Genomic DNA, 24,140 nt, shown 5'->3' with positions numbered 1-24,140 from the left:
ATCCTATAAAAAAGAACATCCTGTGCCCGCCTGCTGAAGATTCTGCTTCAGGGGAGGCTGCAGGATGTTCTTTTGTGTAGAGTAAGATATATGTTGGCGGAACGACCCAAGTCTAGCTTGGCCTTAACCGATCTCAGCAGAGAGGACGAATGATTCTGAAGAAGCGGAGCATCCGCCTTTGTCTCCGAAATACCCCACTGGATATCTAGTTCAAGGATTTCGGTAATGGCCCTAGGCCAATAGTCAAGCTGTTGACCGCTCTATTAATTTGAAAGAGATTTCCTTGGTCAAGGGACCGCTGGAGCGGCCGCTGATGAGCTCATCAGCGATCTGCAAGGCGCTTGCCCCCATGGTGTAGATTCCATTATCCATAGTCGTAATGTCCAGAACCTCGGCTATAGGCAGGTTGTCAAAGCTGATAAAGGCCAGGTCCTGCGGAACCCGGATTCCCTGTCTCCCGGCCTCAACCAGAATTCCGGCAGCAACCTGATCACAGGTGACGACCAGGGCGCTTGGCCGCTCGTGCTGCTCCAGCATCCTGCGCACTAGAAGCACTCCATCTTCAATATCCATACATTGATCGTAAATCCACTGCGGATTCACCGGGATGCCGAACTCCTTATGGATATCGCAGTAAGCTTCATACCGGCGGCTGCTGCTGGGACCCTCCAGACGGCCGATGGAGTAACCAATAGATTTGTAGCCTTTGTTCCACAGATAGCGGATGCCTTCCTGGAAGCAAAGATAATGATTCAGGAAGACTGAGGATAATGGACGGTCTCGAGTGTCTTCACACAGCACGATCGGACCATATTGTCCGTAAGCTTCGATATGATCAAGCGTTAGGGACCGGGAGCAGATAATGACCCCGTCGATCTGTTTGTTCCTCAGCATGTCCAGCATCCGCTGCTCTTCCTCCGGTTGATACCCGGTTTGGGAGACCATCAGTTGATAGCCTGATTTCAAAGCTTCCTCGGCAATTCCCTCCATCATCACACCGAAATAGGTATGATTGATCATGGGCAGCACAATACCTATGATTTGGGTCCGGCCTTTCAGCAGATGAACGGCATTGATATTACGGGAATAGTTCAGCCGTTCTATCGTTTCAAGCACAGCCCTGCGTTTGTCGTCCTTAACGTAAGGGTGATTGTTGAGAACCCGGGATACGGTAGCGACGGATACACCGGCTGTTTTGGCGATTTCCTTAATATTAGCCATGGGATCACCTCGGTATAAGCCAGAATATTTTTCAACAGGACATAGATAACCTCTTGCTCTGAAATGCGTTTCATACTTTACACTGGTTACGAGATGACCGATATTCATCTCTACGCGAAGACAATCCACAATAGACCGGCGTAACCTTGTTTGGGCGTGACGGTACAGTGGATTGTTTTGTTATTCTTTTCGAAAAATTACCGGAGTATATCCGTGCCTGTACAGCCGATAACCCATGATGCCGAATCCAAGCGAGCCGGCCAAGGTCATCATCATGCTGATCTTGTACATGGTTATGGCTCCGAAATATTGATACAGCCAGCCGCCGAATATTCCGGCTATCAGTCCGGAGACGCCGCCCAGCATCAGGGTGAATACAGCCTGGCCTGATGAGCGGTAGGGACGGGGCAGAAACAGATTGGTAAGCTGGATTCCGACATAGAAGAAACCTCCAAGGGTTACGGTATGCAGAGCCTGAATCCCCACAATCTCTACGGGGGTGGTAACTTCGGTCATCAGAAGCCAGCGCAGCGACAGCACGAGGCTGACGAGGAACAGGCAGACCATAAGATGGGTGATCTTTCGCTTCATATATCTGCGAAGCAGAATGAGCACACCCACTTCAAATATTGTTGATATGAACACAGCCAGTCCGACATAGAGCTTCGATCCGCCGAGGTCGGTCACGAAAAAGGGCATGAACAGCGCGTTCATGGAATTAGGCACGGCCACGAGCATGCATAAGAACACAAAGGACATAAAATACTTGTTGTGCATCGACCGGGTGAATTCCCAGTAGTTGAGCCAGGGTGTGTCTGGAGCCTTGTGAAGCGGCGGCAGCAGCAGGGTGGATATAATCGCAAGCAAAAGTATGGCCGTGAATAGAACGATCATGCTGATTGGCCCCGCCGCATCGAGAGACGCCCCTGTGAGAACAGCTATAAATGCCCATCCGATTGAACCCCAAGTCCGGAATGACTCGAATTTCCGTCCCGCATGCTCAGTATAACATAAGGTCAGCGTGTTGCTCTGGGACAAGAGGGGCGTCTGAAAGAAGAAGAATAGGAGCATAGCCAGGTACAGCATCTGATACGTTTCAACACGGTATATCAAATAAGCGATTAACACAAGTCCAGACATCATAAGCAGAAGGACAAATTTGGTGTTCTGCTGGCGGTCGTTGCAGTACTTCCAGAATGGATTCGCTGCAAGGGACACGAGCGGCCCGAAAGCAAGCAGTAATCCAATCTCAAGCTTGTTCATTCCCGCTTCCTGTAAATATAATTGGAAAAAGGCGGAGAATATGGCCATTGCACCAAAAACGAAAAAATTAATCAGCTCCAAAGGAAGCAATGAGGTCACATTTGTTATTGCCGGCTTACGCAAAGGCGCCATTCCTTTCTGGCATGCATCTACATGCAGCCTGAACTCGGGTAACTCAGACAAATGGTCGCTAAGTAAATTAATTCGGGTAAGTTCAATGTATCATGTGATGGAAAGGGATACAAACCATGTTTTTTCGGATTTACTTAATTATGGCACCAAGAGAGGGGAATCATTCATGGAAGTCACAGCGATTGTGATTGCCGGCGGTCTCTCCAGCCGGATGGGTCAGAATAAGGCACTGCTGCCTCTGGCAGGGATTCCGCTTATTGAAAGACTGGTTCGATCTTTGGAGCAAATTGCTCCAAGAGTTGTTATCGTGGCGAATGATGGAGCTCCGTACAGCTATCTTCATAAAGAGGTAGTTCCCGATGTCTATTCCCTGGCTGGACCCCTTGCCGGCCTACATGCAGGGCTGGCCGCTTCAGGAACTGAGTGGAATCTGGTTACAGCTTGTGATATGCCGTTTATTAACGCTGCTGTTGGTCAGCGTCTCATTGACGAGGCAGAAAGGCATTCTAGCGTCAGCAACGGCCGGGAAAAGGAACTGGAGGCGGTGATTCCCTTAACATCATCTGGCGTACTGCCGCTGCTGTCCATGTACAAGCGTACCGTACTGACAAGCCTGGAGACTGCGCTTCAGGAAAAGGAATTACGCTTGGTTCCGTGGACCAAATCTCTTCAAGCAGCCTATATCCCGGCCCAATTACTCTGCGAGGGTACGGGGACTGATGAGGAACTGCTGAGCTTTAATATGAACCGCCCTGGTGACTATGAAGAGGCCAGCCGCCGCTATACATCCTGGCTGGGGGAAGACTTTGAACGCCATTAAAAGTGTATAAGTTAACACAGGAATAGAATCAGGCAAGGCATTAAAATGCTTCCGAAGAAACTAAATTTTTCGTGAGAAATGGGTCTCATAGGTGTTCACGGTTATGTCAATTTTATATGTGAATGCGCTCACATATCCAGGAAAGACTTGGCTATAATAAAGGTGAAGAGACGTCGTCGGTCAGGGGGAGACGGTATCTCTACCTGGAATTATATAGGAGCTGACTGAAAATGATTACGACCGTGTTCGAGGATGGCGTGACTGCGAATGAGGAGCAGCTGCTCTGGCTTGAACGAAGGGGCTGGGTGTACCAGCTGCTGGTTGATTTTCTGGGGCGTGAACCGCGCCTGTCGCTGATTGCCCAATACCGGCGTGAAGCGGCGCTCAAGGGACCGGTGATTTCAAGTGAAGGCGGCCGGATGCTGAAGGATTATCTGGAGAGTATTGAAGAGGATAAGCTTCGGCAGGTATGCTATGACGAGGCGGAAGAATATACGCGATTGTTTGTGGGAAGTCCAGCGGTGCTGCCTTTCACAGAAGGCGGATTCCGGGCTAGGAAAGAAGGAATCCAGGTGATGTGGGAATCCTCTCAGCTGGGGACCGTCTATTGTGAGTGCGGCGTGGTGTTCAACAAGCTGCACAATGAACGGGATGACCACATGGCCATTGAGCTTGAGTTCATGTCGGTACTGGCCGACCGGATGCTGGTTGCAGGCTGTGTGAGAAATAAATGCACAGAGCTTGCCGACATGCAGCTGTGGTTCATGGAATCCCATCTTATGAAGTGGGCGCCGGCCTTCGCTGAAGCGCTGCAAAGAGAGGCCCGTACTCCCCTTTATAAGGGCCTGGGTGTGCTGCTGTCTGAGTTCCTGAGCAAGGATCTTGAAATGCTGCGTGTCTGGAGAAGTGAGCTTAGTTAATTTCATGTATTCGCCTGTCCCCCCAATAAGAAAGAGAGTCCCCTAATTAGGGAACTCTCTTTTTTGCTTTTGATTATTTGGCCTGGGCTGCAGCCTTGTTGGATCTTCCGCCTCTGCGGATTTTCATCAGGAATTCGTACACCACCGGCACAATCACAAGGGTCAGCAGCGTGGAGCTAATCAGACCCCCGATTACGGTAATTCCGAGACCGCGTGAGATAATCCCCGCACTGTTCTCGAGACCGAATACCAATGGGAGCAGGGCGCCAATCGTAGCCAGTGCTGTCATCAGAATCGGACGAAGACGGGTCGCACCGGCTTCCAGCAGCGCTTCGCGGGTGGAGAGGCCTTCGCGTTCTTTGTGAATCACCCGGTCGATCAAGACGATGGCATTGGTGACTACGATCCCGATCAGCATGAGCGCACCCATCAGCGAGGATACGTTCAGGGTCTCGCCGCCGATAAGCAGGGCGATTAAAGCGCCAATCACTATGAACGGCAGTGAGAACAAGATGGCAAATGGCGCAAGTCCACCGCCAAAGGTGACAACGAGCACGAAATATACGATGGCAATGGCCGCTGCCATAGCCAGACCAAGCTGGGTGAACGTATCGTTAATTTGGGCGGTAACTCCGCCGAATTCAACCGTTACCCCATCCGGCTTGTTGTAAGCCTTGATTTTGTCCTCCAGCTGTTTGGAAGCCTTGCTGACATCGGTCGAAATAATGTCGGCATTGATCTGGATAACCATCTTACCATCAATTCGCATAATGGAGTTCGGTGAGATGCCTTTCTCCACCTTGGCGACATCCTTAACGGCCACCTGCTTGCCGAGCGGGGATGTCAGCGTCTCATTTTCAATATCGGTCAAGCTCTTGTACGTCTTGGTGTCAGCGTCGATATAGACTTTATAGTCCTTGCCATCCACCTGAACTTCGGTTAAGACCGGACGTTCGCGCTGCGGGCTAAGCTTCATGGCGAGCTGCCCGGCAGTCAGCCCGAGGGAGCTAAGCTTCTCTTGGTCGGCTACCAGAGTGTACTGGTCATAGGCTTTGGAGAGACTGGAATCTCCTTTGTCAAAATTGGCCTTATCCTCGTTCACCCATTTCAGAATCTGGTCGGCTACCGGCTGAATTTGCTTGAGATTGTCTCCGTACACCTGAACAGCGAGCTTGCTTCCGCCCATACCGCCGCCGCTCATGCCGGACATTTCCTTCCAGGTGCCTTCAGGAACCTGGGTCTTTAAATCCTCAACCAGCTTCTTCTTCACATCCTCAAAATTGCTCGTGTCTTCCTTATAAATCACATAGAAGAGAGCTGAGTTGGAAGGCCCCGGGCTAAGCGGATTGGAGCCGCCGACGGAATACTGCATTTTGTCCAGATTCGGCTGTTTGAGAATAAATTTCTCTGCGGTCAGAGCGCGCTTCTCCACATCCTCACGGGTATCCCCAGGTGCTGGGGAATAGGTGACCATAGCATACTTCTCACTTTGTTCCGGCATAAAGCTGGTTCCGATGAATTTAGTCAGGAACAGACTGCCTACCAGCAGCAGCACCGCCAGACCGAAGGTAACAAATTTATGGTTCAGAGACCAGTTCAGCACCCGTTGATAACCGCGGGCCAGGCCACCCGGCTTCTCATCATGGTCGTGCGTCTTCTTGAGGCCGTTCTTGAACAGGGTATGGGCCAGTGCGGGTACCAGAGTTATGGCAACCAGCAGGGAGGCCAGCAGTGAGAAGACCATGGTGAGGGCGAACGGCATAAACAGTTCCCCAACCATACCGCTTACGAATGCCAGCGGCAGGAAGACAGCAATCGTCACGATGGTGGATGAAGCGATCGGTACGAACATTTCGCGTGTGGCTTCACGGATCAGCTCGCTGCCTTTAAGCTTCTCCCCAGTCAGGGACAGACGCCGGTATATATTCTCTATGACAACGATCGAGTCATCGACAACCCGGCCAATCGCCACCGTCATGGCCCCCAGGGTCATCATGTTTAGCGTAATATCCATCTGCCGCAAGGCAAGGACCGCAATCAGCAGTGACAGAGGAATAGAAATAATCGAAATAATGGTCGAACGGAGATTGCGCAGGAAGATCAGGATAATGATGACTGCAAACAAAGCTCCGAACACAGCCTTGCTCAGCATCGTGTTTACGGAATCTTCAATAGGTTTGCCTTGATCCATAAGCACGGTGAAATCAACATCTTTGAATTCTGTCTTCAGGGATTCAACCCGGTCCTTCACTTGATTCACGACGTCTACCGTATTGGCATCATTGGATTTAACGATCTGGATGCCGAGAGATTCTTTCCCGTTTGTGCGGGAGATGGATTCCGCTTTCCCGATTACTTGGATGGAAGCCACATCAGACAGCTTCACGGTAGGAATCGAGGCAGGTACGCCTGCAGCGCCTTGTCCGGCAGTGACCTGGCTAGAGCCTGGAGCTGTGCCTTGAGCGGCAGTCCCCGCCTGCTGGCCTGCTGGAGTCCCAGCAGCCCCGGACGCCGTGCCTTGGCCGCCTGCAGGAGCCCCTGCTCCGCCCTGGGTCATACCCGCAGCGTTAGCACTACCACCTGCGGCAGTCCCGGCAGCCCCTTGCTGACCTGCAGCGGCTCCCGCGGATTTGCCGGACGCTCCGCCTGGTACAAGCGGGATCGCTACATTCTTAAGATCCTGGACCGTGGTTACCGCACCGTCAACCACAACGGCTTTCTGGGATTTGTCCATTTCGAACAGACCGAGCGGCACGCGGACCGCGGAAGCCTGTACGACTCCTTTTACCGTATCTTCAGTAAGTCCAAGCTCCTTCAGCTTGTCCTGGTTGAATTTCAATTGGACTTCCTTCACATATTGACCGGCAACCTGTACAGAAGCTACCCCGTCCAGCTTCTCCAGAGCCGGCTTAATGTCAGACTCGGCGGTACGGGTCAGATTCTCCAGGCTGCCGCCGGATTTGGCGCTCATACTAAGTGAGATTACCGGCAGAGAGCTCAGACTGAATCTGGTGATCTGCGGCTTCTGGGCATCATCCGGCAGAGTTACGCGGTTCAGCGCCTCCCGGACGGCCGCAGAGGCATTATCCAGATTGGTGCCATAATCGAACTCCAGTGTGATGGAGGCTGCATTCTCCATTGAGGTGGAGGTGATGGTCTTAATGCCTTCAACATTTCTAAGTCCGGTCTCCAGCGGTTTGGTGATATCATTCACCACATTCTCTGGTGCGGCTCCCGGATACACTGCAGAAATATTTAAGTAGGGCACATTGATGTTGGGAATGGTCTCCTGCTTCATGGTCAGACCACTGTAAAGTCCAGCCGCCACGACGATAATCGTCAGCAGCCAAACGGCAAATTTGTTTCTGAGTGAGAAATTAATGATTCCTTTCATAATCTAAGTATGTGCTCCTCTCCATATGCTTCTCTCTTAACGTCACCCGTGATTAACAGGTATGGGTCTTGACTGTATATGTTGAAACAGAGCAGCCTCTAGTTCCTTGAACTGTTCTTCCATCTCAGAAATGTTTTTCAAATTGCGCATCATGCCGAGCAGGATGGCACGTCTAGGCTGAAGCTCAAGGAGCTCTTGTTCTAGGATCACCAGGGAATCCAGCGTTTCGTCCCTGCGGGGCTCCGGAAGATCCAGCCCTTTCAGTGTGATCTTCATCGCCTTGATGACTTGAAGGGGATGCGGGTTGGCCTGAATTGGACTAAATCCATCATGAACCCACTGTTCAAGCAGCTCGGAAGAGAACAGCGGGCCGGGGCGTTTGGCGAGCAGTCCCTCCGACAGCGCATCGAGCATAAACATAAAGTGCCCGGACATCTGCTGAATCGTAATGGACAGCCTCGGGTCAAACAGCAGACGGATATATGAGCCCAGGGAACCGTGTATGAACAGGGTCAAGTCAGCTGTATAGGGTTCAATCTCAGGCCCGTATATGTGAAGCAGCTTCGACTGAGCCCTCTTCAGCATGCGCATATTGTTATCCTTGACACACTGCGGTTCCATGTTCTTCTTGCCATGGGTAACCCATTCCTTAATCTGCATGAGCAGGAATTCGCGAAGCTCCAGAACCAAACTCAGCAGTGTCTCTATCTGCTTGCGCAGGCTTTCCTTGGGAGTCAGACCTTGCTCTTGATCTACCTGCACCAATTGCTCGTGCAGCATTTGGTAGCAGTAGGTGTAGATGCTCTGCTCAAGCTCTTCCTTGGATTTAAAATGCAGATACAGACTTCCCTTCGACATGCCGCAGTGTTCCGCAATTTCCTGCATGGAGGTGGCAGATGAGCCTTTGATGGAGAACAGCTCCATGGCTGTTCTGATGATGAACTTCTTCTTGTCAGCCGGCTTATCAGACAACGGCTTGTTCACTCCTTCCTGACCTCTTGGTTCTCTACGTGACCATTGGGTCAAAAAAATTATAATACATCTGGTAGAGGAGATACAAATTTCCTACTGGATCACCTTGAGACCTATGGCTGAACCTAGAATAAGGGCAATGCAGACCAGTCTGCGCCACTCCTTGGGCTCTTTGTACAACAGCATCCCGATCAAAGCGCTTCCCACGGTTCCGATCCCGGTCCATACTGCGTAAGCTGTGCCCATAGGCAGCGTCTCCATGGCCAGAGCCAGCAGGGAGAAGCTGCACAGAAAGCCTGCCGCCAGCAGCAGGTAAGCGCTCAGATTGGCTCTGAGCGTAACCTGTTTGATTCCGATGACGCCAAACACTTCGCAACAGCCTGCCAGAACAAGAATAAGCCATGCCATTATGATCTCGCCTCCTCATGTTGGGTATCTGTAATCAGCTTCAGACCGACAACGCCTGCAAGGAGCAGTGCAATCAGTATAGTCTTCACCCAGTTAAAGGGCTCCCCAAAGACAAGCATCTCGGTCAGAACCGTTCCCGCTGTGCCAATTCCGGTAAATACCGCATATACCGTACCGACCGGAAGCCGTCTTGAGGCCTCGATGATCAGCCAAAAGCTGGCGGCAATAGCCGCGGCCGTGCCGAGCCAGGCTTCCCAGGTATGCGCGTGTTTGAGTCCGGTGACCCAGACCACCTCAATAATTCCTCCCAATAGGACAAACAGCCAGTTTTTATTCATATATCATTTCTCCTTCGTATCCTATTCACATTGAATGCCTTTCCAATAGACCGGCCAGACCGCATCAAGCCGTTTACGCGATCTTTCGGGATTCTCGTACAGCAGTTCCACCATAATTCCGTCCGCAAAGGTCATGAAGGCCACAGCCGCCTGGCGGATATCCGCAGTCACAAAGTTGCCCCGAATGGATTCCTCCTTCAGCAGCCGGACCAGCCTGTTCTCAAGCGAGTCGAGAAACGGGTAAATCACAGCCATAACCTCTTCATAGACCGCATGAGGCGGGAAGAAGATCATTCGCAGGAGGAACTTTGTATCCCGGTTGCGCATGTACTCCTCTTGAAGCATCAGGAATAATCCGTGCAGCCTTTGTTCCAGCGGGGTGTCCATCTCCCGGAGGAAATAAGCTGTAATCCGGTGGCGGCCTTCTTTGAAGACCTGGCTGAGCACAGACATGAACAGTTCCTCTTTCCCTTTAAAATGGGCATAAATCGAGGGCTTTTTCATGCCTGCATCCTGTGCAATATGCTGAAGAGAAGCACCCTCATACCCATCCCTTGCAAAATGAAGCAGGGCCGCCTTCTGCAATTTTCGTTTGCCTTCCGTCATCTCTTTCACCTACCTAACGATCGTTAGGAGCCATTTTTTCACAGTTCCCCTTATAAGTCAAGATCCGATCGGTGCTGCCCTTTTTGAATCCGTTTACAGCTATTGGCGTAATATTGTTAGGAGGAATAGACAGGTTCATGTAAAATGGGGGTAGCATGTGAACATCGTGGAAAAGGAGAACTTACTTGCATGAGACGTGGGCTTCAAATCTTACTTATTGCGGCAATCTTATTTGCCTTTTATTTTTTGGGCTTCGGCTTCTTCGGCAGCTTCGGGGGAACGCTGGTCAGCATATTCCAGACCTTGACGGTGATTACCGTGGGGATGGCCATCTTCATGGAGAACCGCAATCCTTCCAGCACACTTGCGTGGATCCTGCTGCTGGTCCTGCTGCCGGTTGTCGGGCTTGTTCTTTATTTTCTGCTGGGACAGAACTACTTCAAACGGCGGAAGTTCGACAAGAAAGCAATGCAGGACCAGAAGGCTTACGAGCTCATTGACAACAATACCCTGCATGCGGCCTTTGACCTCTCTGAATTCAGTCCGGGGCAGCAGAAGCTGCTTCGGATGTCTCATAAAATCGCCCGCACGCCCTGCTCCATGGCTACACGCACCCGGGTGCTGACCAACGGCGAGGAGACATTCTCCTCGCTGCTTAAGGAACTGAAGATGGCGAAGCATCATATTCATATGGAGTATTACATCTACCGGGCTGATGAAATCGGCCGGGAGATCCAGGAGACCCTGATCGCAAAAGCTCGCGAGGGGGTCGAGGTCCGTTTTATGTTTGACGCGGTGGGCAGTCTTGGGCTGTCCAAGACGTTCTTGAACGAAATGAGGGAAGCTGGAATTAAGATCGGCATCTATGGACAGGTCCGGTTCCTGGCCTTGTCCAGCCGTGTCAATTACCGCAATCACCGCAAGATTGTGGTCATTGACGGCAATACCGCCTTTATGGGCGGGCTTAACGTCGGTGACGAATACCTCAGCCGGAGTAAGACGTACGGATTCTGGCGGGACACACACATGCTGGTTAAAGGGGAAGCGGTGCGCTCCCTTCAGATTATTTTCCTCCAGGACTGGCTTTATGTTACCGGTGAGAAAATTATCGGTCTGGAATACCTGTCCCCTCAGCTTGAGGTGGGCTGCAGCGGTGCGGTGCAGATCGTGCCGAGCGGCCCAGATAATGAAAGCCGGTCCCTTAAGGACATCTTCTTTTCGATCATTACATCTGCCAAGAAATCGGTATGGCTTGCGACTCCATACTTTATTCCGGACGAGGACATTCTCACAGCCCTTCGCGTGGCGGCCATATCGGGCCTCGATGTCCGCATTCTATTCCCGGCCAAGCCGGATAAGTGGCTCCCGTTTCTGGCTTCCCACTCATACTTCCCTTCCCTGCTGGAAGCCGGGGTGAAGATCTATGAGTATGAAAAGGGCTTCCTGCACGCCAAGCTGCTGATTGCCGACGGGGAAGTAGCCTCGGTCGGCACGGCGAATATGGACATGCGCAGCTTCCATTTGAACTTCGAGGTCAGTGCGCTGCTTGTCCAGAGTGACAGTGTCCGCAAAATCGTAGAGGACTTCGAGCGGGATCTGCATTCCACAAAGCTGATCGAACGGAAAGCGTTCATGCAAAAGCGCATCGTTGTCCGATTTATGGAATCGGCGGCCCGGCTGATGTCCCCTCTGCTCTAAAGTGAGGCCTGGCCCTTAAGACGCCCCTAGGCTTCGCCTAAATGTACACGTTGTTTGTAACTTATATAGAAAAAGCGGGTGCAAGGAGATATCCCCTTGCACCCGCCTCTTTGTGCGGGGGTCAGTAGGTTGTAAATCCGAGCGCCTTTTGCAGGCGGAACAGAACGTCCTTGAACCAGACGGCTTTCTCGTGATAAGCGCTATAGTCCAGGCTGTAATCGGCGCCTTGGTTGTACCAAATACGCTCGAAATATTGATCCAGGCTCCGGGTTAGTTGACTTCCGCGCGGAGCAGAGATCCAGAGATCGTTCTCCAGATTAAGATCATCCAAATTCCGGGAGGTGAAGTTGGCGGAGCCGCCCAGGATCACACTTGGCCCTTGCGCCTTGGCAATGTACAGCAGCTTGGTATGATACTGCTCCTGCGTTGTATTGTACCAGCGGATCTGCATGGCTGAACCCGAACGGGCCAGAAGCTCTTCTGTGACCGGGCGGTTGGGCAGACCGATCTTCTCCTGGCCGAACGCATTCTGGTTCGGGTCCAGAATCAGACGGAGCTGGACACCACGTTCTCCTGCAGCCACCAGCTCGTTCATGACTTTTGTATCCGCCAGATAGAACATACCCATCCAGAGTGTGTCGCCCTTTTGCGAATCTTGAATAGCCTTTAGCAAATAGGTGTAGATTTTGCCTTCCGTGAGATAGCGGATTTGCAGCTTACCGCTCTCCGATGCGGTTTTACCTGCGGTACTGCCGGTGCGGCTCTGCGGGTTGTCTGACTGTCCTCTGGCCTGGCTTCCTGTCCATTTGGGCAATCTTCCCCCGCCGGAGAAGTTAGCCACGGCCTGCTCACTGTTCAGTATGTCTTGGATTACCGGCCCGCTGACCTCAAAGGCTATATTGGAATGAAAGGCGCTTGCATTATGAACATTGCCGGAAGAGATCAAGGCGCTGTTCTCTGTCGCTAACACCTTCCGGTGATTGGCCTTGACGTTCAGCAGCTTTAGATAGGAGCGGGCCGTAATATCCGGACCGTTCGAGGCCATCAGATTGGGAATCCAACCGGTCCCGGATTGCCCAAACCATTGAAAGAAGGTTCTCCACACCGCTGAATAGGCGGGAGTGGAATCCCGCAGCGGGTTCACATCGGTGATGATTACCTGTGCGCCGGCCTGCTTCAGCTCTTCCAACAGGTGATTTGGAGCCGAGTCATAATTCGTATTGATCTCATCGGTAATAAACACAATGTCCAGCTTCGGATACTTCCGTTTTTGTTCAAGCAGCTTACGGGTGAGGCCTCCGCTTATATCGGGATAGGTCTGGCCTTTATGTACATAATCATTAAAAAGGAATAAATCCAGCACGATAAATTGGCGGGCTTCCCCAATCATCTGCAGCATCCGGTCATAAATATGCCGTTCCTGCTGGAATCCGCCGTGCCCATCCGGATATGTCAGATCATACAGGAAGTCCGTTGTATCAACGGAGTAGACGGGGCTTTCGTAAGAAACCCCTTGAGGAAGCCGCTTATGGGTCTGGTAAACCATAACGGCGGACAACCACATAATCAAGAGCAGCAGGATGAGAAGGACTCTTCGCAGCCACGGCTTTGGCTTGCGGTTTTTGGAAGCAGCCGTATTATTTTTAAACAAAGATGCCAATACTTACTCCTCCTCTTGTTGGCCTTAAAGCAGCCATGTGGGTCAGTTCTTATCATTACCATAATTGAGGTAAAGTTGAAGCACAGAAAGTTTTGGAAGAATACGGCTGCAGACAAACTGTAATCATGCCGGAGAACAACCAGCCTAGCCTTATCTCCTTTAGGCAATCGGATTCAAACAGCTGGCTGAATTTTATGTACTCGTTGTCATTTCTGTATGAATAACTGCAGACTTATATAAGGGATGATGAGTTAAAGCCGGATGAAATGAGGATGAGAGGTATACTTCTGGCCCTTAAAGTCTGGTATGCTGAACTACGTGCGGCCTAGATAGGGCTGAATAAAGGAACGAAGGCTGAGCTAAATAAGTTATATAAGATGAACTTTAGCCCCTACTTTGATATCTAGTTCAAGCATTTTGGAAACAACAGAGGTCGTAAGAACACTCGGCATCGCAGCGCCCCAAAAGGGTAACCTTCATAAGTTCATTTTATATAACGTGAATAAAATTTGCAGTCAGAACTGAACGCCGTTAAGTTGCCACAGGCTAAACTGGGTTAGGCTGTGCTAAGTTGGACTGGACGGCAGGGATTAGGAGGTATAGATGAAGGATCGTTTGAGTGTACGGAATAGACGGATGCGCAGAGGGAAGTTGAGTCCGGATGGCCGTAATACATTGGATAGTATGAGACTTAAGCCTGGCGAAGCGCATGATTCCGGTATAAGTTTGGTGGATACGGCCATTTCGGCAACCTCTGGGCGGAAAACGGAGCATATCCGCATTTGCCTGAATGAAGAGGTGAATGCGGTAGGTCTGACTGCTGGCTTCGAACGTTATGTATTCCGGCATAATGCGCTGCCGGAGATCGATTTTGACCGGATCAGCTTGCAGACTTCCTTCTTGGAGCGGCCGGTACGTACACCATTGTTAATCAGTTCCATGACAGGCGGAAGTGAAGCAGCGGGGCGGATCAACGAACGGCTTGCCGAAGCGGCGGAACGCAGGGGCTGGGCCATGGGCGTTGGTTCAGTCCGTGCGGCGGTGGAGCAGGAACGTCTTAAGGCGACGTTTGCTGTGCGCCGCAAGGCACCAACCATTCCGGTGATTGCCAACCTGGGCGCGGTGCAGCTGAATTACGGATTTGGCACAGAAGAGTGCCGAAGGGCAGTAGAGATCGCTGAGGCGGACTTGCTGGTTCTTCATCTGAACTCGCTTCAGGAGGTGTTTCAGCCGGAGGGGAATACCGCTTTTGGCGGTCTGCTTCAGCGGATTGAACAGCTGTGCCACAGCCTGCCTGTCCCGGTAGGCATTAAAGAGGTCGGCTGGGGGATTGACGACCAGACGGCGATAAGGCTCCGCGACGCAGGAGCTGCTTTCATCGATGTTGCCGGAGCGGGAGGCACCTCCTGGAGCCAGGTGGAGAAATTCCGCAGCAGTGACCCGGTTCGCAGACAGGCAGCCGAAGCCTTTGCAGGGTGGGGAATTCCGACAGCGGAATGCATCCGTCAAGTTCGCGCGGCGTTGCCCGGGTATGCCATTATTGGAAGCGGTGGCTTAAATACCGGGGTGGATGCGGCCAAGGCGCTGGCGTTGGGAGCCGATATGGCCGGTTTCGGAAAAGCCTTGCTTGGACCTGCTGTCCAGTCAGAACAGGAACTCGATGAGGTGCTGAGCCGCGTAGAGTTCGAGCTGCGGGCAGCGATGTTCGGGATAGGGGCGGCAGATGTGGGCGCGCTTAAGGACACGAAGCGCCTGGTTAGTCTGGATAAAGAATAGATGGGGAACGAGGCTGACTGACAGTGTTTTGCTTGATTATAGATTTTCTGATAAAACCTACTTGTTTACAATGATTTTAAGTTGATTTATTGGTCCGCAACCCTTATAGTGGAAATTGCAGACCTCGTTCGCTCTCTTGGAGTAAGTCCGGGAGGGCGGACGCCAGGTTATCTCAAATGGAATTAATAGGCAGACGGGAACCCAATCCGGCGGATGGGTTTTTTTGCGTTTATGGAAGTGAGAAGGTTTTTCTCCTACTCTCCTTGAAATATTGGCGGGGTATATGTACTATGGTTGAAGAAGATGAGCAATTACAATAATGAGGAGTTGTCATAGATATGGCTTTAAAAGCAGGAATCGTGGGTCTGCCGAACGTTGGCAAATCGACACTGTTCAATGCGATTACGCAGGCAGGGGCCGAGTCCGCGAACTATCCGTTCTGCACCATCGACCCAAACGTGGGTGTCGTGGAGGTGCCTGATGAGCGTCTCGACAAGCTGACTGAGCTGGTGGTGCCGAACCGTACGGTGCCTACAGCATTTGAATTTGTGGATATCGCCGGTCTGGTGCGCGGTGCAAGTAAAGGGGAAGGTCTCGGTAATAAGTTCCTTGCCCATATTCGTGAAGTGGACGCGATCGTGCATGTGGTCCGCTGCTTTGAGGACGAGAATATTACCCACGTGGACGGTAAAATCAATCCGATCAGCGATATCCAGACGATCAATCTGGAGCTTATTCTGGCGGATCTCGACAGTGTCGAGAAGAAGATTGAACGCTCCCGCAAGAATATGAAGGGCGGCAACAAGCAGTACGAGAAGGAAGTGGAAGTGCTTGAGCGTGTTAAGGAAGCACTTTATAACGATATGCCGGCACGCAGTGTTGAACTGTCCGATGATGAGAAGGCGATTGTGCGCGACCTGCACCTGCTTACGCTCAAGCCGGTGCTGTATGCGGCAAATGTTAGCGAGGATGGCGTGACAGAAGCCGACAGCAACCCGTTCGTACAGCAGGTTAGAGAGTTCGCTGCTGCCGAGAATGCGGAGGTTGTGCCGATCAGTGCCAAGGTGGAAGCTGAAATTGCCGAGCTTGAAGGGGAAGACAAAGCGATGTTCCTGGAAGAGCTGGGGCTTGAGGCATCAGGCCTTGACCGCCTGATCCAGGCAGCTTACCGTTTGCTTGGCTTGTATACATACTTCACAGCGGGTGTGCAAGAGGTTCGCGCCTGGACGATCCGCAAGGGGACTAAAGCTCCGGGGGCTGCGGGAGTCATTCACTCCGACTTCGAACGCGGCTTCATCCGTGCCGAAGTGGTGTCCTATGATGATCTGGTGGCTGCCGGATCTATGAACGCTGCCAAGGAACGCGGTCAACTGCGCTTGGAAGGCAAGGAATACGTTGTGCAGGACGGCGACGTCATGCATTTCCGCTTCAACGTTTAATTTAACGGATGTTGAAATCATATACGATCACAGGAAACCGTGCTTACCCCAGGGGAGCACGGTTTCTCTTTGTCTGATTAGAATAAGTGCAATGATGGAAAAATAAACAGAAAGCCCATCTTTGTCCGCAGGAGTTCTAAATAAATCGAACTTTGGAATTATCCTCTCTAAGCGGAGAGGCCGAGTGATTCTGAAGAAGCGTAGCGTACGCCTTTGTCTCCCGAATGCCCCTACTTGGATATCTAGTTCAAGCATTTCGGAGACAACAGCGGCCTTAAAGAACACTTGGCAGCGCAGCGCCCGATAAGGGTAACCTTCATAAGTTCATTTTATATAACGGATAAATTCTGCCGGAAAAAGGCGCATTTTTCACGCCGTCCATCTATTCAAAATCGAACAACCATGCTATAATAAAAAGTCGTTTACCCTAACAATATTGTGGGAAATATGTAACGAAAAGAGGTGCTTTCTTTGTTAGACCGACTTCAGTCCCTTGCAGACCGTTATGAGAAGCTGAGCGAGCTGCTCTGCGACCCTGACGTGGCCAATGATACGAAGAAACTGAGAGATTATTCCAAAGAACAATCGGACTTACAGCCTGCTTACGAGGCTTTTATCGAATATAAGAACGTAGTTGAAGAACTAGATGCGGCGAAAGCCATGCAGGCTGAGAAGCTGGATGACGAGATGCGTGAGATGGTGAAGATGGAGATTGAGGAGCTTACCGCCCGCCATCAGGAGTTGGAGGAGAAGATTCGTATTCTCTTGCTGCCGAAGGACCCGAATGATGATAAAAACGTTATCGTCGAAATTCGCGGTGCCGCGGGCGGTGATGAGGCGGCCCTTTTCGCGGCTGACTTGTACCGGATGTATACGCGCTACGCAGATTCCCAGGGCTGGCGTGTAGATGTGATGGACGTGAATGCGAGCGACCTCGGCGGGTTTAAGGAGGTCATCTTCATGATCAATGGACGCGGCGCCTACAGCAAAATGAAATTCGAAAGCGGCGCCCATCGGGTTCAGCGGATTCCTTCCACAGAGTCCGGCGGCCGGATTCATACCTCTACTTCTACGGTTGCGGTTATGCCGGAAGTTGAAGATTTTGATATCGAAATTCATGACAAGGATATCCGGGTAGACACGTTCTGCTCCAGCGGTGCCGGCGGCCAATCGGTTAACACAACGAAATCGGCTGTACGCGTGACCCATATTCCTACGGGTATTGTGGCGACGTGTCAGGACGGCAAATCCCAGAACTCGAATAAAGAGAAGGCCCTTCAAGTGCTTCGCGCGCGGATCTATGACGTAAAGCGCCAGGAAGAAGAAGCGAAATACGCGGGGGAACGCAAGAGCAAGGTAGGTACGGGCGACCGCAGTGAACGCATTCGTACGTACAACTTCCCGCAGAGCCGTGTAACAGACCATCGCATCGGTCTCACGGTCCACAAGCTGGATCAAGTGATGAACGGGGAGATTGAAGAATTCATCTCCGCCTTAACGCTTGCCGAGCAGGCGGACATGATGGACAAAGGAGAATAAGTCCTTGAATACAGAGAGTTATACCATGTCTTCGGGATTGCTGTTGATAGAAGCCTTTAAGGAGGCTTCTTCTTTTTTAGCGGCGGCTGGGGTTCAGGAGCCTGAATCCAATGCCGAGCTGCTGCTGCGGCATGTGCTGGGGCTGAGCGGGGCCGAATACTTGATGGCCCTGCGCGATCCGTTCCCGGCGCAGCATGCGCCCGCCTGGGAAGAAGCTATCCGCCGGAAGGCGGCGGGCGAGCCTGCGCAGTACATCACCGGGGAGCAGGAATTCTACGGCCTGACCTTCAAGGTCACCCCGGCCGTATTGATCCCGCGTCCCGAGACGGAGCTGCTTGTGGAAGCCATTGCCGCCGAAGGCGCCAAGCTGTGGCCGGGCGGCGCGCCGCGCACGGCCGATATCGGCACGGGCAGCGGCGCGATTGCCGCCGCCCTTAAGACGCTGCGTCCCGCGTGGCGGATCGCGGCTGGGGACCTGTCGCCGGATGCGCTGGCACTTGCGCGGGAGAATGCGTCCCGGCTCGGGCTGGAGATCACGTTCAAGCAAGGGAATCTGCTTGAACCGTTCGCGGGCGAGCCGCTGGACATTGTGGTGTCCAATCCGCCGTATATTCCTGCGGCAGATATTGAAGAGCTGCAGCCTGAGGTGCGAGATTATGAGCCGCGGCTGGCTCTGGACGGGGGGCCTGACGGATTGGCGCCCTACCGGGTGATGATGCAGCAGCTCCAGCTTCTGCCGGCCCCGCCGCGGTTGATCGGTTTTGAGCTGGGCATGGGCCAGGCTGGTGATGTGGCTGAACTCCTTAGAGAAGCCGGGCACTGGGAGGAAATTATGACTATTCCGGATTTGGCGGGGATCGACCGCCATGTGGTGGGAATCTCCCGGATTTCATGATGATGGTGGGAAGTTTATAAGGAAATCCCTGATCGATATCCCAGTATATTTGCGTTTCATAGAAGACTCGAACTATATTAGAATGAGACGGAATATGCAGCGCTTGTTCCCGCGAAGGGACCATAGGTCAGGATAGACATGATTTAACGTGGTTCTTACGCACATGCATAAGGAACTGTAGAGGTTGAACTAAAGAAAGATCGGGGAATGGATCTATTATTAGATCAGACAATCTGCAAAAAACTTTGACCTTAAAGAACACTTCACCTAAGATGCCTGCATCCATACGATCTTTTGTTCAACTTATATAGATCACCTGTATATAGATTAAATAGATGAACTTCTGGAAGAACAGTTGTAAATGCTGTACCTGGGGAACGTGAAGGGAGCCGCTTCATGCTTAACAAGTTTAAAAAAGTTGATTGGTCGATTGTGTTTATTGTATTTATACTCGGGATTTTAAGCATCGTGCTGATCCATAGTGGTGTAGCTGCTTGGCCGAAATTTAAAGGCTATGATACCCGGATGATTTTTTTCTATATCGCCGGATTTATCGCCTTTTTTGGAATGATGCTGATTGATTTCCGAATCTTAACCAAGTATTTCATGTATTTGTTCGGGGCCGGTATGATTCTGATGGTTATCGTTATTCTAAAAGGGGAGACGGTCAACGGGGCCCAAGGCTGGCTGAATCTCGGTCCCCTCAGTATCCAGCCAGCAGAGCTGTTCAAGCTGGTGCTGATTATCACGCTGGCAGCCCTTTTAAGGCGGAAATACCGGATGAGCCTGTCGTTCTGGAAGGATGTTGTTCCGCTGGGGCTTGTGACACTCATTCCTTTCGGAATGGCGATGGTTCAGAATGACATTGGGAACGGGCTCAGCTACCTAGTCATTCTTCTGGGCATGCTGTGGATCGGGAAAATGAAATATTCTCATGCTCTGATTATTCTGGTGATTACGGCCGTGGCGGTTGTTGGCGGAATCAAGGCCTATATAACTTTCCACGACGAGATTGCTACAACACTAAAGTCGACGAATAAGCAGCACTGGTTGGACCGGATTGACCCATGGCTGATGCCGGAGGAAGCCAGTCAGAAATCTGCCTACCATACCAAAAATGCAAGTGTGGCCATTGCAGCTGGTGGTATGTTCGGTAGGGGGTATATGCAGGGTCCGTATGTTCAATCCATGCGGGTACCTTATACGTATTCGGATTCGATCTTTGTTGTGGTGGCCGAGGAGTTTGGGTTTTTCGGATGTTCGGTGCTGCTTCTGCTGTATTTTATTCTGATACACCGTCTCATTCTGATCTCTCTAGAGTGCAGGGATAGGACCGGCCCGCTGCTTATTGTGGGGATAGTGTCGATGTGGCTGTATCAGATCTTCGAGAACGTCGGCATGTTCATGGGGCTGATGCCGCTCACCGGGATCACTTTGCCGTTCATCAGTTACGGGGGGACGTCGCTTCTCATCAATATGGCTAGCTTGGGCTTGGCGATGAGCGTACGGATTCATGGTCATGAGGTTGACGATGATATTCCGCAGACTACCCGCGCTTCTTTGAACCGGTCGACGTAATGGGTTTGGAACCGGATTTGCCATTGTTCTGGACTTCAACCAGAGTGAATCCAAGTATACTGACTCTAAATTAGGAAGCGGCTGTTCCCAGCACTTCTTGACCGAAATTAGAGACGATGGACCCGGGAGCAACCTTGAAATTTGAAGTTGGGTTCAGACCATTAGTGTCTTGCTAGTCTCTAAGCAGGTTAATCGGGGGGAGCACCAAGAACAGTGATGCCAGTACATCCAAGTGAGTTTAGGGGAGTTGTCTGATAGTCCCCTGGAAGCAGCTGTTTAGCGCGACCTCGTTCCGACTTTACGGAAAGGGTGCAGCTCCCACTCCGGGACCTAAAGCAAACAGCAGTTTAGCAAGTCGCCTGCCGGCCATTCGTGGCCATGGTAGGCGGCTTTTTGTTTTTATCTTTGTTTCTCTCATAAATTGCTAGATTCATAGGTTTAAGACTCCCGGCACCGGACATACTGATAGACATCAGGAGTTAACGGTAAAGGGGAGATTGGAAATGGCGGGAAGATACGGGGGAAAAAGAATCGGCAGGCTGCGCAGTGTGGTGCTGCTGGTCATCTGTATAGCAGTTCTAGTGATGTCCTGGGAAGAGCAGAAGACGGATGCGGCGGTCACCAGTACGGAGATTCCGAAGGACTCCATCCGGCTGCGGATTCTAGCGAATTCGGACCGGCCGGAGGACCAGGTGGTTAAACGGAGCGTCCGGGATGCGGTAGTTGAACAGATGAATGGCTGGGTGAAAACGCTGGAGAACCCGCAAAGCCTGGAAGAGGCCCGTGCGGTTGTCCGGGAGAAGCTGCCGGAAATCGAAGAGCAGGTAGGGCGCACACTGAAGGCGAAGGGTGAGACCTATGGCTATAAAGTGGAGCTGGGCGTTGTTCCCTTCCCTACGAAGATGTATGGTGGTGAAGTTTATCCTGCGGGTGACTATGAGGCGGTTCGGGTAACCCTTGGATCTGGGACGGGCCAGAACTGGTGGTGTGTGCTGTTTCCACCGCTATGTTTCATCGATGCGGGGACAGGAGATGCGGTCGCACAGAAGGCGGGCGACATCAAGACGGCATCGGCCGAAGGTAGCCAAAAGAGCGGGGCAGAACAAGGAGAGAAGGCTGAGCAGGCGCCAAAGGTCCGGTTCTTCCTCTGGGAACTGCTTAGCGGATTCTTCCACTGGGTGGGCAGTTTGTTTGGTTAAGCTGCGGGATAACTGCTTGAAGGTGTTGCCTGATTAGTAATCTGATTAGTATTCTGATTAGCAATTTGTTTTGTACAGCACTTATGGTAAAATTATTGTTATTCTAAATTCGATTCGCATTCTTACAAGTTTTACCGAAACCTTGAACCTTCCGTGTTTAATCTGGATTTAACGCTGCTATTTAGTAGTGATATGAGTATTTAACCGCCAAGGGTGGTATGGGCCGGTCGTTTCGGTCTTCAGGGAATTCATAATTGAACCGGAGAGTGCTTTCACTTGCCTGGAACTGGTGCAGTCTGCGCCTGCTGGGAGTGGGGCGCTTTTCTTATGTTATGAACCTACAGAAAACAATGGAATGGGGCTTCTATATGGAACACGATCATGAGCTGAAACAGAATAAAGGGAAGAGTCAGGATAATCAAACTGTCACCAAGTATTGGGATGTGAGGGGCCTGATCGTGGACCCTGAGGCAGGCGGCGAACCGGAAAAGGGTGGACTGGAACAGCAAGCGAATGGCCGCCTATCCAATCGGGAGCGGACGACTGAGAAGCCATCTGCTGAAGAGCAGTTGACTCAAGAGCAATACTCCAGGGAGCAGTCCGCTGAGCAGTCTATTCTTGAGGCCGCGGCGATGCTCAGAGCCGGAGAGACGGTGGCCTTTCCGACAGAAACGGTGTACGGCCTGGGAGCGGACGCACGCAGTACGGAGGCGGTTGAGCGGATCTTCGCAGCCAAGGGCCGACCTTCGGACAACCCTCTGATCGTTCATATTGCGGAGCTGTCCCAACTGGACGAGCTTGTGCTTGAAGTGAACGATACAGCCCGCAGGCTGATGAAGGCCTATTGGCCGGGCCNGCAGACAGCAGCCCGGCACCGCGGTCGCCGGGCATGAAATACACGCACTATGCGCCGCGCGGCAGTCTGCGCATAGTGCGTGGGGACGACCCGGCGGCTGTGACGCGCCGGGTCCAGGAGCTGCTCGCCGCGGCAGAGGCGCGCGGCGAGGTGACCGGGGTGCTCGCGTATGACGAGCACCTGCCGCAGTACCGGGCGAGCGTCGTAATCCCGCTCGGCCCGCTCGGTGCGCTGGAGAACGCGGCGCACCGGCTTTATGCGGGGCTGCGCCGCTTCGACGAAGAGGGCGCTACCTTTATGGTTGCCGAGGCCTGCCCGGAGGAGGGTCTCGGCCAAGCGGTGATGAACCGCCTGCTTAAAGCGGCGGGCAATGAGGTAATAGACGTATAGCGGTGATGGCCGCCGGAGATAACCGGCGGATAGATCTATTGGAAAGGCGGGATGGCGATGATCCAGATAGGATTGACCGGATGGGGAGATCATGATGATCTGTATCCTGCGCGTACCCCGGCCCGGGAGAAACTGCGTATTTACGGGCAGCATTTTCCGGTGGTTGAGGTGGACAGCTCCTTCTATGCCATACAGTCCCAGGATAATTTCCAGCGCTGGGTGGACAGCACGCCGGATCACTTCAGTTTTTTTGTGAAGGCTTATCAAGGCATGACAGGGCACTCGCGCGGCAAGAATCAGAAATTTGCCGGGCCTGGTGAAATGTTCGAGGCCTTCATTCGCTCCATTGATCCCGTGGTGAATGCGGGCAAACTGAATGCCATTCTGTTTCAATTTCCGCCCTGGTTCGATTGTACACCGGATAGTGTCCGAAGGCTTCGGGCCATCCGTAAATGGATGGGCGATCTGCCGCTGGCTGTTGAATTCAGGAACCCCAGCTGGTTCCAAGACGACACGCGGGAGAAGACGATTCAGTTCATGCGCGAAGAGGGCTGGTTCCACGTGGTCTGTGATGAACCCCAGATTGGTCCGGGGTCAGTGCCTACAGTGCTTGAGCCGGGAGCAGCAGGGAAGACATTCATCCGTCTTCACGGCAGGAACGCGGAAGGCTGGAAGATGAGCAGCGCGCCAAATTGGCGGGAGATCCGGACACTTTACCGGTATTCAACGGAAGAGCTTACCGAGTGGCGGGAGCATCTTAGACTGCTGGAAGAGAAAGACGCAGGGGATATTTATATGATTTTCAACAACAACTCCGGCGGGGACGCAGCGGATAATGCCAAGGAAATGATGAGTCTGCTCGGCATGAAGCCGGCGGCTCACGCCCCGCGCCAAATGGATTTGTTCGGGGAAGCCTGAGGTTGTCTGCGGGATTAACTGTTAACTGTGCCTGGCAGATGGAGTGCAGGGCCGGCCGATTTGGGGTCTGCCATGCTGAACGGCGGTGTGGTAGTTGTGGGAGTTTCAGCTTTTGAAA

20 protein-coding genes are annotated in these 24,140 nt (G+C 52.2%); 12 read left to right on the top strand and 8 right to left on the bottom strand.

Features of this window, described 5'->3' with window-relative positions:
• Nucleotides 1-243: 243 nt before the first annotated feature.
• Both BN6628_RS22415 and BN6628_RS22410 read right to left on the bottom strand, forming a co-directional pair.
• Nucleotides 244-1,221 (bottom strand): LacI family DNA-binding transcriptional regulator, encoded by a 978-nt coding sequence (locus BN6628_RS22415; protein ID WP_068620733.1) that lies wholly within the window; start codon nt 1,219-1,221, stop codon nt 244-246.
• Between the two features lie 180 nt (nt 1,222-1,401).
• Nucleotides 1,402-2,616, bottom strand: a complete 1,215-nt coding sequence (locus BN6628_RS22410) for an MFS transporter (protein ID WP_089153573.1) — start codon at nt 2,614-2,616, stop codon at nt 1,402-1,404.
• A 166-nt stretch (nt 2,617-2,782) separates the two neighbouring features.
• Here BN6628_RS22410 and mobA point away from each other — a divergent pair, with 166 nt between their 5' ends.
• Both mobA and BN6628_RS22400 read left to right on the top strand, forming a co-directional pair.
• Nucleotides 2,783-3,436: a molybdenum cofactor guanylyltransferase gene (gene mobA, locus BN6628_RS22405; RefSeq protein WP_068620729.1), complete on the top strand. Its 654-nt coding sequence runs from the start codon at nt 2,783-2,785 to the stop codon at nt 3,434-3,436.
• A gap of 230 nt (nt 3,437-3,666) precedes the next feature.
• Nucleotides 3,667-4,356 (top strand): TorD/DmsD family molecular chaperone, encoded by a 690-nt coding sequence (locus BN6628_RS22400; RefSeq protein WP_068620727.1) that lies wholly within the window; start codon nt 3,667-3,669, stop codon nt 4,354-4,356.
• Nucleotides 4,357-4,429: 73 nt separating this feature from the next.
• On the opposite strand, the gene BN6628_RS22395 is transcribed toward BN6628_RS22400, so the two are convergent.
• The 5 genes from BN6628_RS22395 to BN6628_RS22375 all read right to left on the bottom strand — a co-directional run bounded on the left by BN6628_RS22395 (nt 4,430) and on the right by BN6628_RS22375 (nt 10,074).
• The gene (locus BN6628_RS22395) at nt 4,430-7,750 is read right to left on the bottom strand and encodes an efflux RND transporter permease subunit (protein WP_068620725.1); all 3,321 of its coding nucleotides are present in this window, start codon (nt 7,748-7,750) and stop codon (nt 4,430-4,432) included.
• A 42-nt stretch (nt 7,751-7,792) separates the two neighbouring features.
• Nucleotides 7,793-8,734 carry a TetR/AcrR family transcriptional regulator gene (locus BN6628_RS22390; RefSeq protein WP_082927018.1) on the bottom strand — a complete coding sequence of 314 codons (942 nt, stop codon included), beginning with the start codon at nt 8,732-8,734 and terminating at the stop codon, nt 7,793-7,795.
• 81 nt (nt 8,735-8,815) lie between these two features.
• Nucleotides 8,816-9,130 (bottom strand): DMT family transporter, encoded by a 315-nt coding sequence (locus BN6628_RS22385; RefSeq protein WP_068620723.1) that lies wholly within the window; start codon nt 9,128-9,130, stop codon nt 8,816-8,818.
• Nucleotides 9,130-9,468: a DMT family transporter gene (locus tag BN6628_RS22380; RefSeq protein ID WP_068620721.1), complete on the bottom strand. Its 339-nt coding sequence runs from the start codon at nt 9,466-9,468 to the stop codon at nt 9,130-9,132. Before BN6628_RS22380 ends, BN6628_RS22385 begins: the two co-directional genes overlap by 1 nt.
• Before the next feature lie 21 nt (nt 9,469-9,489).
• The gene (locus BN6628_RS22375; RefSeq protein ID WP_068620719.1) at nt 9,490-10,074 is read right to left on the bottom strand and encodes a TetR/AcrR family transcriptional regulator; all 585 of its coding nucleotides are present in this window, start codon (nt 10,072-10,074) and stop codon (nt 9,490-9,492) included.
• A gap of 189 nt (nt 10,075-10,263) precedes the next feature.
• Here BN6628_RS22375 and cls point away from each other — a divergent pair, with 189 nt between their 5' ends.
• Nucleotides 10,264-11,772 (top strand): cardiolipin synthase, encoded by a 1,509-nt coding sequence (cls, locus tag BN6628_RS22370; protein WP_068620717.1) that lies wholly within the window; start codon nt 10,264-10,266, stop codon nt 11,770-11,772.
• 121 nt (nt 11,773-11,893) lie between these two features.
• Here the strand turns inward: cls and BN6628_RS22365 are convergent, their stop codons facing one another.
• Nucleotides 11,894-13,432 (bottom strand): phospholipase D family protein, encoded by a 1,539-nt coding sequence (locus BN6628_RS22365; RefSeq protein ID WP_235847685.1) that lies wholly within the window; start codon nt 13,430-13,432, stop codon nt 11,894-11,896.
• A gap of 741 nt (nt 13,433-14,173) precedes the next feature.
• Between BN6628_RS22365 and fni the strand changes: the two genes are divergently transcribed.
• The 9 genes from fni to BN6628_RS22315 all read left to right on the top strand — a co-directional run bounded on the left by fni (nt 14,174) and on the right by BN6628_RS22315 (nt 24,022).
• The gene (fni, locus tag BN6628_RS22360; RefSeq protein WP_235847746.1) at nt 14,174-15,208 is read left to right on the top strand and encodes a type 2 isopentenyl-diphosphate Delta-isomerase; all 1,035 of its coding nucleotides are present in this window, start codon (nt 14,174-14,176) and stop codon (nt 15,206-15,208) included.
• A 338-nt stretch (nt 15,209-15,546) separates the two neighbouring features.
• Nucleotides 15,547-16,647, top strand: a complete 1,101-nt coding sequence (ychF, locus tag BN6628_RS22355; RefSeq protein ID WP_068620715.1) for a redox-regulated ATPase YchF — start codon at nt 15,547-15,549, stop codon at nt 16,645-16,647.
• A 471-nt stretch (nt 16,648-17,118) separates the two neighbouring features.
• Entirely contained in the window at nt 17,119-18,186 is a 1,068-nt protein-coding gene (gene prfA, locus BN6628_RS22345) for a peptide chain release factor 1 (RefSeq protein ID WP_068620711.1), read from the top strand.
• A gap of 25 nt (nt 18,187-18,211) precedes the next feature.
• Entirely contained in the window at nt 18,212-19,081 is an 870-nt protein-coding gene (prmC, locus tag BN6628_RS22340; protein WP_068622546.1) for a peptide chain release factor N(5)-glutamine methyltransferase, read from the top strand.
• Between the two features lie 396 nt (nt 19,082-19,477).
• Nucleotides 19,478-20,659: an FtsW/RodA/SpoVE family cell cycle protein gene (locus tag BN6628_RS22335; RefSeq protein WP_068620709.1), complete on the top strand. Its 1,182-nt coding sequence runs from the start codon at nt 19,478-19,480 to the stop codon at nt 20,657-20,659.
• Nucleotides 20,660-21,162: 503 nt separating this feature from the next.
• Nucleotides 21,163-21,858: a stage II sporulation protein R gene (gene spoIIR / locus BN6628_RS22330; RefSeq protein ID WP_068620707.1), complete on the top strand. Its 696-nt coding sequence runs from the start codon at nt 21,163-21,165 to the stop codon at nt 21,856-21,858.
• Nucleotides 21,859-22,190: 332 nt separating this feature from the next.
• Nucleotides 22,191-22,751 carry an L-threonylcarbamoyladenylate synthase gene (locus BN6628_RS26990; protein WP_454188894.1) on the top strand — a complete coding sequence of 187 codons (561 nt, stop codon included), beginning with the start codon at nt 22,191-22,193 and terminating at the stop codon, nt 22,749-22,751.
• Nucleotides 22,748-23,104: a Sua5 family C-terminal domain-containing protein gene (locus BN6628_RS26985; protein ID WP_068620703.1), complete on the top strand. Its 357-nt coding sequence runs from the start codon at nt 22,748-22,750 to the stop codon at nt 23,102-23,104. The genes BN6628_RS26990 and BN6628_RS26985 overlap by 4 nt, the downstream gene beginning before the upstream one ends.
• Before the next feature lie 57 nt (nt 23,105-23,161).
• Nucleotides 23,162-24,022: a DUF72 domain-containing protein gene (locus BN6628_RS22315; RefSeq protein WP_068620701.1), complete on the top strand. Its 861-nt coding sequence runs from the start codon at nt 23,162-23,164 to the stop codon at nt 24,020-24,022.
• The last annotated feature ends 118 nt before the right edge of the window (nt 24,023-24,140 follow it).

The organism is Paenibacillus tuaregi (assembly GCF_900086655.1).
In the GTDB taxonomy this organism is placed as follows: Bacteria; Bacillota; Bacilli; order Paenibacillales; family Paenibacillaceae; genus Fontibacillus; species Fontibacillus tuaregi.
Note: the sequence above shows the minus strand (reverse complement) of the source record. Positions and strands in the feature narration are given on the sequence as shown.